This window comes from Thermostichus sp. OS-CIW-33 (assembly GCF_054059615.1).
The window spans coordinates 1-13,313 of record NZ_JBSSCH010000034.1 but is presented as its reverse complement, the minus strand read 5'-3'; the positions used below and the strand labels follow the sequence as shown (position 1 = coordinate 13,313).

Annotated in this window: 16 protein-coding genes and 1 pseudogene; 7 read left to right on the top strand and 10 right to left on the bottom strand. The window is 58.1% G+C overall.

Going from position 1 to position 13,313, the window contains the following annotated elements; genetic code table 11:
* Positions 1-192 (top strand): annotated as a pseudogene (locus ACVWZG_RS13530) (photosystem II q(b) protein); the annotation flags it as partial.
* Positions 193-342: 150 nt separating this feature from the next.
* On the opposite strand, the gene ACVWZG_RS13525 reads toward ACVWZG_RS13530, so the two are convergent.
* Genes ACVWZG_RS13525 through cobU form a run of 3 tightly spaced genes read right to left on the bottom strand, consistent with a single transcriptional unit; the run spans position 343 to position 1,956 of the window.
* The gene (locus tag ACVWZG_RS13525; RefSeq protein ID WP_457395631.1) at positions 343-900 is read right to left on the bottom strand and encodes a hypothetical protein; all 558 of its coding nucleotides are present in this window, start codon (positions 898-900) and stop codon (positions 343-345) included.
* Complete coding sequence (locus ACVWZG_RS13520) at positions 882-1,361, bottom strand: CRR6 family NdhI maturation factor (protein ID WP_011432033.1); 480 nt, start codon at positions 1,359-1,361, stop codon at positions 882-884. Before ACVWZG_RS13520 ends, ACVWZG_RS13525 begins: the two co-directional genes overlap by 19 nt.
* A 37-nt stretch (positions 1,362-1,398) precedes the next feature.
* On the bottom strand, positions 1,399-1,956 hold the full coding sequence (gene cobU, locus ACVWZG_RS13515; protein ID WP_457395628.1) for a bifunctional adenosylcobinamide kinase/adenosylcobinamide-phosphate guanylyltransferase: 558 nt from the start codon (positions 1,954-1,956) through the stop codon (positions 1,399-1,401).
* A gap of 75 nt (positions 1,957-2,031) precedes the next feature.
* Between cobU and ACVWZG_RS13510 the strand changes: the two genes are divergently transcribed.
* The 3 genes from ACVWZG_RS13510 to ubiE all read left to right on the top strand — a co-directional run bounded on the left by ACVWZG_RS13510 (position 2,032) and on the right by ubiE (position 4,054).
* A complete protein-coding gene (locus tag ACVWZG_RS13510) occupies positions 2,032-2,310 on the top strand; it encodes a hypothetical protein (RefSeq protein ID WP_414407421.1) in 279 nt (92 codons plus the stop codon).
* Between the two features lie 57 nt (positions 2,311-2,367).
* Positions 2,368-3,171 carry a hypothetical protein gene (locus ACVWZG_RS13505; RefSeq protein WP_457407450.1) on the top strand — a complete coding sequence of 268 codons (804 nt, stop codon included), beginning with the start codon at positions 2,368-2,370 and terminating at the stop codon, positions 3,169-3,171.
* A 106-nt stretch (positions 3,172-3,277) separates the two neighbouring features.
* Positions 3,278-4,054 (top strand): bifunctional demethylmenaquinone methyltransferase/2-methoxy-6-polyprenyl-1,4-benzoquinol methylase UbiE, encoded by a 777-nt coding sequence (gene ubiE, locus ACVWZG_RS13500; protein WP_414522813.1) that lies wholly within the window; start codon positions 3,278-3,280, stop codon positions 4,052-4,054.
* Between the two features lie 578 nt (positions 4,055-4,632).
* Here ubiE and ACVWZG_RS13495 read toward each other — a convergent pair.
* The 3 genes from ACVWZG_RS13495 to ACVWZG_RS13485 form a co-directional block, all read right to left on the bottom strand.
* Positions 4,633-4,851, bottom strand: a complete 219-nt coding sequence (locus ACVWZG_RS13495) for a hypothetical protein (protein WP_414332184.1) — start codon at positions 4,849-4,851, stop codon at positions 4,633-4,635.
* 198 nt (positions 4,852-5,049) lie between these two features.
* Positions 5,050-5,655, bottom strand: a complete 606-nt coding sequence (gene cbiT, locus ACVWZG_RS13490; RefSeq protein WP_414332185.1) for a precorrin-6Y C5,15-methyltransferase subunit CbiT — start codon at positions 5,653-5,655, stop codon at positions 5,050-5,052.
* A gap of 353 nt (positions 5,656-6,008) precedes the next feature.
* Positions 6,009-7,136 carry a hypothetical protein gene (locus ACVWZG_RS13485; RefSeq protein WP_457407452.1) on the bottom strand — a complete coding sequence of 376 codons (1,128 nt, stop codon included), beginning with the start codon at positions 7,134-7,136 and terminating at the stop codon, positions 6,009-6,011.
* Positions 7,137-7,346: 210 nt separating this feature from the next.
* Between ACVWZG_RS13485 and ACVWZG_RS13480 the strand changes: the two genes are divergently transcribed.
* Both ACVWZG_RS13480 and murI read left to right on the top strand, forming a co-directional pair.
* Complete coding sequence (locus tag ACVWZG_RS13480) at positions 7,347-9,158, top strand: N-acetylmuramoyl-L-alanine amidase (RefSeq protein ID WP_414350538.1); 1,812 nt, start codon at positions 7,347-7,349, stop codon at positions 9,156-9,158.
* A gap of 176 nt (positions 9,159-9,334) precedes the next feature.
* Positions 9,335-10,198, top strand: coding sequence for a glutamate racemase (murI, locus tag ACVWZG_RS13475; RefSeq protein WP_457407454.1), 864 nt, complete (start codon positions 9,335-9,337; stop codon positions 10,196-10,198).
* Between the two features lie 35 nt (positions 10,199-10,233).
* Here murI and ACVWZG_RS13470 read toward each other — a convergent pair whose 3' ends face one another.
* Positions 10,234-10,827, bottom strand: a complete 594-nt coding sequence (locus ACVWZG_RS13470) for a hypothetical protein (RefSeq protein ID WP_414409192.1) — start codon at positions 10,825-10,827, stop codon at positions 10,234-10,236.
* A gap of 375 nt (positions 10,828-11,202) precedes the next feature.
* Here ACVWZG_RS13470 and fba point away from each other — a divergent pair, with 375 nt between their 5' ends.
* Positions 11,203-12,282, top strand: a complete 1,080-nt coding sequence (gene fba / locus ACVWZG_RS13465; protein WP_011432022.1) for a class II fructose-bisphosphate aldolase — start codon at positions 11,203-11,205, stop codon at positions 12,280-12,282.
* A gap of 153 nt (positions 12,283-12,435) precedes the next feature.
* Here fba and ACVWZG_RS13460 read toward each other — a convergent pair whose 3' ends face one another.
* From ACVWZG_RS13460 to ACVWZG_RS13450, 3 genes are all read right to left on the bottom strand, one after another.
* A complete protein-coding gene (locus tag ACVWZG_RS13460) occupies positions 12,436-12,663 on the bottom strand; it encodes a hypothetical protein (RefSeq protein WP_457407456.1) in 228 nt (75 codons plus the stop codon).
* 40 nt (positions 12,664-12,703) lie between these two features.
* Positions 12,704-12,910: a hypothetical protein gene (locus ACVWZG_RS13455; protein ID WP_011432020.1), complete on the bottom strand. Its 207-nt coding sequence runs from the start codon at positions 12,908-12,910 to the stop codon at positions 12,704-12,706.
* A 169-nt stretch (positions 12,911-13,079) separates the two neighbouring features.
* Complete coding sequence (locus ACVWZG_RS13450) at positions 13,080-13,247, bottom strand: hypothetical protein (protein WP_457404261.1); 168 nt, start codon at positions 13,245-13,247, stop codon at positions 13,080-13,082.
* Between the last annotated feature and the right edge of the window lie 66 nt (positions 13,248-13,313).

The following is a 13,313-nucleotide window of genomic DNA, read 5'->3' as shown; positions in this document are numbered from 1 at the left end:
ATCATGGCGTTCAACCTGAACGGGTTCAACTTCAACCAGTCGATTGTGGACAGCAACGGTCGAGTGGTTGGGACGTGGGCTGATGTGCTGAACCGGGCGAACCTGGGGATGGAAGTGATGCACGAGCGGAATGCGCACAATTTCCCGCTGGATTTGGCGGCGGTGGAGGTAGCGCCTGCGGTGCGTGGCTGATGGCCTGACCTGACGCTTCAACAGCATTGGTGAATCCCCCAGCTTGGTCTGGGGGATTTTTTTGTGGTTTCCCTAGCAACAAGAATGAAGTTTCGCCTACCCTCCAAGTGAAGAGGAACGGTTCGAGCCGCAGGGATCAGTGGGTGGCGCTCAGTTCCTTGGTTGGGCAGCATTGCAGAGCAGTAGGGCATCTGGATCCCAAAGGATCTGCCCATCAAGAGCCATTCTCCCCAACACCGGCATTCCTACTTGGGCTTCCAGGCGCGGGATCAAAGTTGCATCCAGCTTTTCCAAGGCTTGGGGATCCCCAGTTTCGGGCAGGGATCCAACCAGCACCCATCCCAAACCACGGGCCCTGGCTTGGCGTAACAGGGCGGCAAAAGCAGCACCTTGGCTCAGGGCGGCCTCCCGTTGCAACGTCAACAGCAAGCTCAACCCCCACGCATGGGCTAGATCGGCCCAGGTTTGGCCTGGCCCTATGGGATCGGCAACGCTGCCCGGCAAAACCAGTAGGGGATCTCTCTCTCCTGCCCACTCGGAGATTTGTTGCCAGAGGGCCTTTAGCTGAGCTTCCGAAGGGTTGGGATCCACTCTGAGCCGGCCCCAAGGGCGTTGAACCACCTGCTGCCAAGCGTCGGCCACTGCCGTAGCTCCTGGGATCCCCGGCCAGGTGTTGGCCACCATCACCTTCATGGCTCTGCCTCCCATAGGGCGAGAAACTCCGGCTGGATCTCGAAGCCAAATACCAAAGCCATATCCCGCAGCATGGAGACGGATCCCAGGTTCTGCTGCTTAAACCACCGCATCAACACAAAGATCTTCTGATAGACAAAGATCTCCAACGCTTCTGGGTTGTAAACAATGCCCTCCCGAGGGTTGAATTGGTGGGGCACCATCATAGCCGCGTAACGGGCCAGTTCTCCTTGGCGCCAATTGAGAAAGTAGGGCATCCAGGGGTAGACTGTATCCCAACGAATAAACCACAGGCGCACCTCCGGGATCTCGGACAGCTCCCGTGGATCCTCAGGGCTGCGCGGCCAATCGATGGCGCATTGCACCTGCTGGGCAGCACGCACGGGATCGGCCATCAAGGTTTTCACCAGCTCATGGCCGGGGGTGAGATCCAGAGTTTGAATGGCCTTGGCAGGAAGGTAGAGGGTAATCGGCACGGCAACACAGCTATCTGGCTTGCAAATGCAGCTTATCTCAGCTCTGCTCTGTCTTGCTCGCCACTGGGATCCCTAGACGGGTGAGATCCAGGGCAAAACCTGCCGTTACCAAAAACACTTGGTCGGCCAGGGGAGCCAGCCTTTGGGTCAGTTCCCCCATCCGATCCCGAAACCGCCGCCCCAGTGGGTAAGCGGGCACCACCCCCCAGCCCACTTCTTCAGACACCAGGAGGATCTCCCCTCTATGGCTTTGCAAGGTTGCCAAGAAGGATTGCACCAAGGGATCCCATTCTGAAGAGGGACAGTCTAGGCCCTGCGCCACCCATCCCCCCAGCGAATCCACCAGCGCACAACAGGGCTGGGGCAACTTTTGCAGTTCTGCCCCCAAGTCCCTCCCGGTTTCCCAAGTCTGCCAACTGGAAGGCCGCCGTTGCCGGTGCTGTTGAACGCGCTCTGCCCACTCTGGGTCAGTCTCAGGATCGGGTTTTGGCCCGGTAGCCAGGTAGACAACCGGCAAGCCTGAAGCGGCAGCCAAACCCTCTGCCAGCCGGCTTTTGCCGGAGCGCACAGGGCCGCAGATCAGCACAATCGACATTACGCTGGAAATCCACTGACGCTTGAGATTAACCTAACAACAGCGCACTTGAACTTCAGGCTCAAAAGCCCGACCATGACAGATCCCAAGCCGATATCTCCGCCTGAACAAAAGGCTGCTTCGGCCTCTTTTCGATCTCCTCAACCGCTCTGGCTCAGCCTAGCGCTGGGGATCACCACTGCTCCCGTTTTGTTGGGCTTGGTCTTGGCAGATCGGGCCGGGAAATGGCTGGGATCCCTGAGCTGGGAAGATCCGGGTTGGTGGCTGGGGGAGCGGCTGCCCAACTTAGACAGCGCCCCGCTACAGGCCCATGAGCAACAACGCAAAAACTCTGCCCCGGTCGAGAACCCCTAGCTTCTCTGTCACTTTCGTATCATAGGAAAGCGAACTAGCAGCAGGAGTTAACAGCCTTTGCGTAGACCGGCCAAACCGTTTCAGGAGTTCGCCTCCACATTCTCGGGGGTGCTGTTCTGGCTGAGCGCGTTTCTCTTCACAACGGTGTTGAGTGCTTGTCTGGGCTACCTATTTGGTCAGCGAGCTCTATCGGGGGTTTCTTCTCCCGTCACCGGCGCCGGTCGGGCTTCTCCTTCCCGCGAAGTTCGGGATCCCCGTACTGTGCCTTTGCTGAACGAGGCTGAGGTAATTGCAGCAGCCGAAGCCAGCCTTCGTCCGTCCCCAACTCCCACCCCCCTCTTTACCCCAGCACCCACGCCGGTTGCAACTCCCACTCCAACACCCACCCCCAGATTGTCTCCTGAATTGGCGGCGGCCCCGTCGCCAACTACTCGCCCCGCCACCCCATCTCCTCCACCTTCTCGTTCCCGTCAGCAGGACGGAGTTCCTGCCCCGCCAGCGCCCACACCACCTCCGCCCCCCCTACCAATTGCCGCCAGTGGACAGGTCTCTATGCAGGTGCTCTCGGTTCGTCGCGAGGGAAGCCAAGTGGTTCTGAATGTAGCTATGCAAAACAACTCGGCAGAGACGGTGCGCTTTCTCTATAGCTTCCTGAACATTACTGACGACAATGGACGGCCAATCAACGGGCTCACCCAGGGTTTGCCGGGGGAGCTGCCCCCCAATAGCCAAGTCTTCCAGGGAACCATCCGCATCCCAGCCTCGAGCCTAGCCGGATCCCGATCCCTGTCCCTGAGTTTGGCTGATTACCCCAGCCGCCGCCACCGAGTGGGAGCCAGTGGGATCCCAGTGCCGCCGTAACACCCCTCTTCCTTTAGCTTCAGACCACAGATCCGGTCACGTAGCGTTGCGGAGCAACAGGAGCAACAAAGTTTGTACGGGGAACATGAGGTGGAGTTGAGAAGAGGTGCCTAGCCCAACCTTTGAACAGCCTGAGGAAATCCGAGCGCTTTTTGACCGCATTGCTCCCCACTATGACTCCCTCAACCAAACCTTGAGCCTGGGCCTCCATCAGGTTTGGAAGCGTATGGCCGTGCGTTGGTCGGGCGCCAGCTCAGGAGGATATGTGCTGGATCTGTGCTGTGGAACCGGTGATCTGGCTCTGCAGTTGGCCCGCCGAGTAGGACGAAGGGGACATGTGGTGGGCCTAGATTTCTCTCCCGCCATGCTGGCGATTGCCCGGCGTCGCTCCCGGCTCTTCCCTGGCTACTCCCTGGAGTGGGTTTTGGGAGATGCCTTGGCCTTACCTTTTCCCGACAGTAGCTTCGATGCCATTACCATGGGCTACGGCTTGCGCAATGTAACCGATATTCCCCAAGCCTTGCGAGAGATTAGGCGAGTACTGAAGCCAGGACGTCGTGCCGCCATTTTGGATTTTCACCGCCCCACAGGGATCCCTCTTTGCGAACAATTTCAGCGCTGGTACTTGAACACTCAGGTGGTTGCCCAGGCCAAAACTTTGGGACTGGGATCCGAATATGCCTACATTGATCCCAGCCTAGATCGCTTTCCCTCTGGAGAAGAGCAACGACAAATGGCCCTGCAGGCAGGGTTTGCCAGCGCCAAGTTCTACCCCCTAGCGTGGGGCATGATGGGGGTACTGGTGATTGAGAAGTTTCGTATTGTTTCCATTAATTCCACTAATTCCACTTCCCCGAAGGGAAGCGACTCTCCCCGATTATAACCCTTGTCCAGAGCGGGATCCAGGGGCCTAGATCGACAGGGTCTCGTTTAAGGACTCCGTCCCGCTGGCGCGAAAGGACTCCGTCCCGCTGGCGCGAACGGCTGCAATTTCCCCTTATTTTTCTCTGCCGAGAGGCCTGAAACCCTTGCCCAGAGCGGGATCGACCGGGTCAACGGAAGAATCAGGGTTTGAGGCTTGTCGCCGACCCTGTCGCTAACCATGTTGGTGTAGAAATTAACATGGATCCCTGCGTGGAGGTTGCTGGGGAGCTGCTCCTGAGACGCTGAAGCAGAGGGCCAATGGGGCGAAAAAAGGACTCCGTCCCGCTGGCGCGAAAGGCCTCCGGCCCGCTGGCGCGAAAGGCCTCCGGCCCGCTGGCGCGATGAGAGGCTAGGGAGCAACGACATAACGATCCTGCGAGAGGCGCTCGTTGCCTCCCCACCTTGCTGGTTTGCTCTGGCTGCAGACAGATGTGAAGACTGGGCTTGGGACCCAATTTTTGGGTAAAACTCCCTAGGTAAAAATTACTACAAACCACCACAAGAGCTGGGATCCCCCTCTGGAAAGCTTGGGAAACCCTAAATTCCTGGGGACTTGCTGGGTGGGCTTTCTTCGGTTACCGCTTGCCTACGGCGATCGCCAATGCCGCAGTCACCGCAGCATTCCGGTCGCTTGAAGTCGTCCCAATGGATGCAAGCCCGGCAGCCTTTCAGCATTTCTGGCCAGCGCTCTCGAATCAACAGTTGCCGCAGCCTGACTTCCCGTGATTCCTGAAAGGGGTTTTGGAATTGAACCATAGCTTTTGGGTTTCCCAGCTCTCTTAATCTGGTATAAAAGCAGATTTGAGTTTGGGATCGAGAAACATCAGTATAGCTTAAGGTTTGTGGTGGCCCAATCTTTTTTGCCAGTTTAAGACATTCGAGACAGACCAATCTGCTTTTATTCATCACCTTGGGAAAAGATCTACCAAAAAATGTAAACAGGTCATATAAAACTTAACTCATTTTTTCTCCGCTTAAAACAAAGGTGGGATCCAATGCCAGCAGCATTTGAGTCCGACCGCGGTGTTCCAGGCGGTTCACCGCAGATTGAATCACCTCCACATGATGAGCCCGCACAGCGGCCAGGCCGGCAGAAAGGCCGTAGAGCCCATCCAAAGAGTTGGTCGTCGCCACGACCCGCCCGTTGGGGCTGAGATGGCTCCAGCAGGCTTCCAAGATCTCGCGTAGGGGGTGGCCTCCCTCAATGCAGATGCGATCCGGTGCCGGAGAAAGGTGTTGCAGACAATCGGGGGCAGTACCTTGAATCACCTGCACGTTGGTGAGGCCAAATTTCTCGCAATTGCTCTCGATTAGGCTGACTACCTCGGCATCTCGCTCGATGGCAATCACGCGAGCTTTGGGGCATAGAACAGCCGCTTCAATGGCAATTGTGCCGGTTCCGGCGCCGATATCCCACAGGCAGTGGTTCTCTCCCAGGCGCAACTGGCTTAGCACCAACACGCGCACCTCACGAGGGCTCATCGGGATCCCTGGGATGCGTTCAAAGGCAGAGTCTGGGATCCCTGGGGTGCGGTAGGGCCAAGAGAAGGCGGCTGACATGGGTAAAGTACCGTTGCAGAGGAAGTTTGTCTATACATATCCCTCAGCATAGAGCGAATGCTCAACAGGCCATCTCCAACCTGATAGGGGTGCCGCTTCTCCCGCCCAATCATTGCCCAGATGGGCACCACAAACGCCCTCTGAGCTCAACGGAGTGGTTGGAGCAATTCCCAACCGGCAAAGCTGCAGTCCAAAACCAAAATGATCCTGCCCCCTTGAGGAATCGAGTTGGACACTAGGGAAGTTCTGGAGACAAGCGGGATCCCTTTTACCCAAGAGCTCATTTTGCGCCGGATGTAGCTGGTGCTGCCGGAAAAAGTTGTAGTTGGGGCAATGTTCAGTACAAGAGGATCTTAAGAACGTTTCCTTGAACTGGAGCCTATCAAACCATCCATCCAAAGAATAAGCTTTGCTCGCAGATACAGCCAAGTCTCATCGTTTGCTCGCAACAGGAATAGGACGTATAGGCTCAATGCGAATAAGACACACAGGTTTCCTAAAAAAGTGTAGGTTTGGATGATTTGATCGGTGCTCCAGCCAAAGTCGTAGTTTAGGCGGTTCATATCCCCCCTGGCATCTCCTTGGCCGCCCAACAAAGTTCCCCAGGGAACCTCGGCCAATCCCAGTCTGATGCTGTGCCATTCCCAAAAGCTTCTCCACAGGCTGCTGCTCGCGATCCCCAGCACGACAAATCGCCAAAAATCCCATCGCCAGCGATCTGGCAAGGGAAAATAAAAGCTGGCCATCAGAAAGGTGCTGAGATAAAATTCTCCTCCAACGCCGCTAAAGACAAACAACATCTCCCAGGTGCGATTGGGCATCAGCCAGGTCATGTAAAACTGCAATAGAGCAAGAAAGATGGCCAGCACCTGCAGCCACCCAATCCGCTCCTTGCGGGCTGAGCAGAAGAGTAGAATCAGTAAAAAGAGGATTCCAAAATACACAAAGGGATCCCTCTGCGAGCTAACGCTTGTCCAGCCGATGGGCAGAGGCAAAGCCCGATACCCGCTCCACCAGGCGACGGTGGCATGGCCAAATTCGTGGATCCAAATGTGAAGAGGCAAATGCAACAACTGCAACAAGCCTATGTTGTTCACCATCAGGGCCACCGCAAACGCAGCCGGGTAAGCCCAAGCGTTGACTGCCCAGTTATCGAAGGAAAACCGATCCCAACGCTGCCGGGATCCCAGCTTTAGGCTCTGCCGCCAGAGCAAGCGTGAGCCGCGGAAAGCGCAAATCTCCACTTGATCCAGCCGTGGAATCCGCAGTTGCTTCAGGATCAGAAACAGTTGGGCGGCGGCAACTTGGGGGGAGAGCTGAGGCCGATAAGGGGATCCGATGAGGTGAATGTGCAGGGTCTCGTCGGCAAAGTCTACCTGAGCACACCAGCGACGCCGCAGCAGCTCCATCCGCACAACCTGCACAATCGACTGGGCGTGTCCAGCTCGGGCCAGGGTTAGGAGATCCGGTGGTTTGGGCATCCCAAGATACCTCGCCGGAGAACAAGCAGGAAGAAGAAGGGGCGAGCCTCTACCCATCATCCCCCAGCCCTGCAGGCAAGAGCGGAATTGCGCTCCTTCCCAGGCTGCTCCGAGGGCAGGTTGGTATAGTTGAGGGCAGCAGGTGTGGGGAGTGGATGGAAGGTCATGCCCGAATTCGGCAAGCCGAGGTCAAGGCGGATATGGGGGGCGATGCTGCTGTTGAGCTTGGCGGGAGCAGGACTGTTTCCCCCGGAATCTGTCCAGGCTCAGGCGATTACAGCCCCAGGTTTATCGCGCATTGAGCGTTGGTACTACGACCCCCAGCAGGGGCGGCTGGAAGTTAACACCCAGGGCGAGGTGCGGCCTTTTCTGTTCGTGCTGCAGAATCCGCCTCGGGTTGTGCTGGATTTTCCCAACACCCGCTTTGGACAGGAGCCCCAAACCCAGACTTTTGCGGGCCGTGTCACCTCTCTGCAGATTAGCCAGCTTACGGATACCATTACCCGCTTTGTGCTCTATCTGCAGCCGGATCAGCCTCTCAGCCTCAACCAACTGCAACTGCTCACTGCCGGCCCCTCCCGCTGGGCTGTTCAATTCACCCAGGCCGGATCTCTCTCTTCTTCTCCCCCTTCATCTGCCGGCTTATTGGGAGGTTCCAGGGATCCCTTCCCGCCGTCCCCGCCTTTGCCGACACTGCCTCCCCGACGCCCGGCACCCACCCCATCTCCTCGCTCCGGCCATCAAATTTTAGAGGTATCCCCGCAAGCAGAAGGCTTTTTTATCCGTACCCAAGGCAGCCCCTCCACTACGGTGCGGCGCATCCTCGATCCGGATCGGGTAGTGGTGGATTTTCTCAACACCACCCTCAGCCCTGCCCTCACCCAGCGAGCTTATGTCATCAACCGTCTGGGGGTTTCGCGGCTGCGCATCGGGCAGTTTGAGCCCACCGTTGCTCGGGTAGTGCTGGATGTGGATTCCTCCGGTGGCGACTGGGAAGCCCGCTACGACCCACAGCGAGGTGGGATCTGGATCCAGCCTGCCGGCGGTGCTGCCCAGGCCAGCCTTTTGCCCGAGGTCAGCTCTGTCAACAGCAGTGGGCCGCTGGCCACGTTGCAATCGGTTCAGCTCCAGGGCAACCGGTTGATCATCAGCGCCGATGGATTCATGTTCTACCGGGCCGGCTGGGATCCCGAGAGTGGTGGCTACCGCATCAATGTGGCGCCGGCGCGCCTGCCCCAGTCTATGCCGGATCCCGGCTTGCCGGTTGGAGGGCCGGTGGAGCGGATCCGCTTTGTCCAGGAAGATGCCCGCACGGTCAGCATTCTGGTGCAGCCCGCCGAGGAGTTCAATGTCTTCGAGCCCAACCCCGGCCAGGGATCCCGCCGCATTACCTTGGAGCTGCGACCTCTGAATGCTCCTCCACCAATACCTCAGCCGCAGACGCCCGGCCCTGCCTCCCCTTCCACCCCCCAATCTCTGAACCGGACGGTCATTGCCATCGACCCCGGCCACGGGGGACGGGATCCCGGTGCCATCGGGGTGGATGGGATCCAGGAGAAGGACATCGTGCTCTCCGTTGCCCACCAGGTGCAACGACTGCTGCAGGAGCGGGGGTACGGGGTGGTGATGACCCGCACCGATGACCGGGAAGTGCTGCTGCAACCGCGGGTGGATATGGCCGTTCAGGCCAATGCTGCCCTGCTGGTGAGCATTCATGCCAACGCCCTGGATCGCTCCGGCATTCACGGCATCGAGACCTACTACCTGCGACCCGATAGCGCCGAGCTGGCCGCCATCTTGCACCGCAGCTTGGTCAGGGCTACCGGCGCTGCTGACCGGGGGGTGAGACGGGCCCGCTTTTTTGTGGTGCGGGAAACACCTGTGGGTATGCCCTCCGTGCTGCTGGAGTTGGGATACGTAACCAACCCAACCGAAGGGCGAAAATTGGCTACTGCCGAATATCAGGCTATTTTGGCGCGGGCCATTGCCGATGGCATTGAGACTTTCTTGCGCAGTCGCTAGCCGTTGGCTGAGCTTGTTCATGTCTATCGGATCTCTCAATTGATCCTTAACTGATCGAATTGACGATCCAGTTGGCCCAGTTGATCTCAGAGGGAAGGCAGGGAATCTGTCGCCGAGATTCTCGAAAGCAGGGTAGGATACAGCAGCTTAGGCCAAGGTGTTGAGGAGAACGGAGCATGCAGTGGGAGTGGAAATCAGAGCCAGATCCCAGTTGGCCAATTGGGGTGTTTGACAGCGGCTTGGGCGGGCTGACGGTTTGGCGAGCCTTACGCCGCCGGCTCCCCCAGGAACGGCTCATCTACTTCGGCGACACAGCGCGGTTGCCCTATGGGGAACGCTCGCCAGAGGAGATCCTGGCCTTTGTGCGGCAAATTCTGACATGGATGCAGGCACAGCCGGTGAAGCTGGTGGTGATGGCCTGCAATACCAGCTCGGCCTTGGCCCTAGAACAGGTGCGGCAGGAGTTTGCCCTGCCCATTCTGGGGTTAATCCTGCCCGGCGCCCAGGCAGCACTGGCCCAGGGATCCCGCATTGGGGTGCTCGCCACGGTGGCCACGGTCAAGAGTCGCGCTTACTCAAGAGCCATTCAAGAGTACAGCGCTCTGGATCCCAAACGTTTTCCGTACCCCGTTTACTGTTGGGAGCAGGCCTGCCCTGAGTTCGTCCCTCTCATTGAAGCCGGATGGCTGGATAGCCCTGCTCTGCGACAGGCGGCTGAACGCTACCTGCAACCGCTGTTGCAACAGGGGATCGATACTCTTGTCTATGGCTGTACTCACTACCCCCTGCTGGATCCAATCCTGAAGCCTTTGCTGCCGTCCTCGGTCAAACGGGTAGATCCAGGGATGGCGCTGGTGGGATCCCTGGCCCGCGAATTGAGTTTGTGGGACTTGCGTCGCCCCTTGACCGCTGCTTGGGGAGAACCCCACCGTTTCTACGTGAGTGGGGATCCAGAGCGGTTTGCCCAGTTGGCCGCCCCTTGGTTGGGCTTTCGGCCCCAGGTGGAGCGGGTGGAATTGCCGGCTTTCCTCCGTCCCTGAACGCCTCTCTTCTTGGGGAAAAGATTGGGGGCCCCTCAACGGGTCATCACCTGCAAGGGGAAGCGCTCCGCCAGCTCCCCCTCCACTTTGGGAAGCCATTCCTCTTGGAACACCCACACCTGCCCCTGCTGCACGCGGCCATCGGGGTTTTGCGTCAGCTCCAGCCAATACACGAATTGGTTTCCCCGCAGCACCACCCCTTGGATGGCAAGGGCCAAGGTATAGCCCGGACTGCTTGCCAGAGCTTCTGGGGACGGGTAGCGAATCACCTCCACCGCCTGATCCAGATCGGCGGCGATCTCCGGCCCATAAACGTCGCGAATGGCTTGAAAGAGGTCTTCTGCCGTCAGTCCTTGGGGGCGAAAGAACGTCATCCGCTCCGAGCGAATCGTCTCCCGATCCAGCGGGTTGATGATCCGTCCCGGCGGAGCCACCGAAGCCAAGAACGTAAAACGGGATCCATCCGGCTCCACTCGGTTGATGTTCAGGGTTTCACCCGGACGGGGCCGCAGCACAGGATTGTCCCTCACCCAGGCCGCCACCTGATCTGGAGATTGCCCAGGGATCCCCCAAGCTGCCAACTGAAGGCCCGTCGCCCAACAGGCCATTGCCAAACCGGTTCCTTGCACCCAACTACCCCAGAGAGCCCTTGTTTGCTTTACACCCAAGACCGGCCAGCGATTGCAACGCACGTTCCCATTCCTCCGGGCAAACAACACAAAAACACCACAGTAGAATTAGAGAGACTAAGAGATAAATTGAGCGGGCATGGGCAGATCCATCCTCGATGCAAGCGCCCAACAGTCTTGCCCCTCCCCACTGTACCTGAAGATGTCGGCGCGCCTGTTGCGTCTGAGCGCGAGCATTGCGGCCAATGGTTGCAAAGATCCCTCGGCAAGATGCGCAGATCCCCGGCGGCTTATCCGCCAAAACGTAAAAAGTATCTTAAGATCAACGGTAAGCAAATCTCATACGCACTAGGTCAGCACCTCAGGAGGTAACCGATGGCTCTCGTTGCAATGCGGACGCTGCTGGATCATGCCGCCGAACATGGCTACGGCATTCCTGCCTTCAACGTCAACAACATGGAGCAGATCCAAGCAATCATGCAGGCAGCCCATGAAACCAACAGCCCCGTTATCCTGCAAGCCTCTCGAGGGGCACGCAAGTATGCGGGCGAGAACTTTCTGCGGCACCTGATCCTGGCGGCAGTGGAGACCTACCCCCACATCCCCGTCGCCATGCACCAAGACCACGGCAATAGCCCGGCTACCTGCTATTCCGCCATCCGCAACGGCTTCACCAGCGTCATGATGGATGGATCCCTCAAAGAAGATGCCAAAACCCCGGCCAGCTACGAGTACAACGTGGCCGTGACCTCCGAGGTGGTGAAAGTGGCCCACGCAATTGGGGTAAGCGTGGAAGGAGAACTGGGCTGCCTGGGATCCCTGGAAACGGGCCGTGGGGAAGCGGAAGATGGCCATGGCGCGGAAGAGGCGCTCAGCCATGACCAACTCCTCACCGACCCCGACCAAGCGGTGGACTTTGTGGAGCGAACTCAGGTGGATGCTCTGGCCGTAGCCATTGGTACCAGCCATGGCGCCTACAAGTTCTCCCGGAAGCCCACTGGTGACATCCTCGACATGGAGCGCATTGCTGAGATCCACCGCCGCCTGCCCAACACGCACCTGGTGATGCACGGTTCCTCCTCGGTGCCCAAGGAGCTGATCGACATCATCAACGAATACGGCGGCTCCATTCCCGAGACTTACGGTGTGCCGCTGGAAGAAATTCAGCGGGGCATCCAAAATGGAGTGCGCAAAGTAAACATCGACACCGACAACCGCCTGGCCATCACAGCTGCCGTGCGCCGCGCTCTGGCCGAGAATCCGAAAGAGTTTGACCCCCGCCACTTCCTCAAGCCTTCCATCAAGGAGATGCAAAAAGTCTGTGCTGAGCGCTACATTGCCTTCGGCTGTGCTGGCCATGGCACCAAAGTTCCGGTGGTTACCTTGGATGAGATGGCAGCCAAGTATGCTTCTGGAGCTTTGGCGGCTCAGGTGAAGAAGACCGTTGCGGTCTAGTCCCCACATCCTGCAAGAACTCTGGAATGCTTGCCGGGGCGCTTCCAGGGCTTTCCTTGGAGATCAGCTAGGTCACTGGACTCAGATTGGACAAATAAGGGGATCCAGCTGGGATCCCCTTTTGCTTTGGAGGAACTTGATGCGTTTTGGGGGTCAGGCAGCTTTTGCCGCAGAACGTTTTTCCGTCTCAATTTGATGGTTCAGCAACGCCAAGCTTAGGCAGTCCAACAGTTCCAGGTCAGCCTCAGAGTAGCGCCGCTGAAAGAGCAGCTCATTGATGCGGTTCTCTTGGTCCAAGCTGAGGAAGCTGCTGCGGAACACCTGCTCCGCGATTTCTTGGATGCTGGAGGGCAGAGTAACAGAGTCAAGACTTGTATTCATGGCTGGTTCTGTTTGAGAGATGGTTTTTGAAGGGAGAAGACTATCTTTGCCAAGAGGTGAGGTAGCGCTGCTCGATGTCCTGCAGGGAAAGATGGGAAGCCCTGGGCCGCGGCTCATTCACGGAGGAGACATCGTTCTGCCACTTGAGGGATACTCCCAGCAGTGCTCCCAAAGAGAAGCTCTCGCTCAATAGGGCTGCTATGCGGTAAGTACGGTAGTCCAGGGTTAGATCTTCACTGACTTGCATCTGTGTTTCCTCCGTATTTCTAACGTTCATGCCCCTATCGTAGCCTCGAGATCAGTGGAAGTACAGAGAAACATCGAGGATTTGCGTAGGCAATTTGTACGTTTCTTCTACGCGATTTGGCGGATATCGGTGGGATCCCAGGGGTCTTTGGGGCGGGTTCAGGGTTGAGTCAGGGATCCCAGCCCAGCAGAGCACAGATGTCCGCAGCCAGGGTGGCGGCGTTGAAGGGTTTGCCGATGAGGCCATTGGCTCCAAGCTGAGCCAGAGAGGAGGGTGAAACTGGGAAATTGACATCCTCCCCGGCCTGAAGGCTGGAGATTCCTACCACGCTGCGCATGGATGGCTCCTTGCGCAGTCGTCTCGGCGGGTTCCTGCTTCCGACCGCCCGTGCAGTTCGATCCAC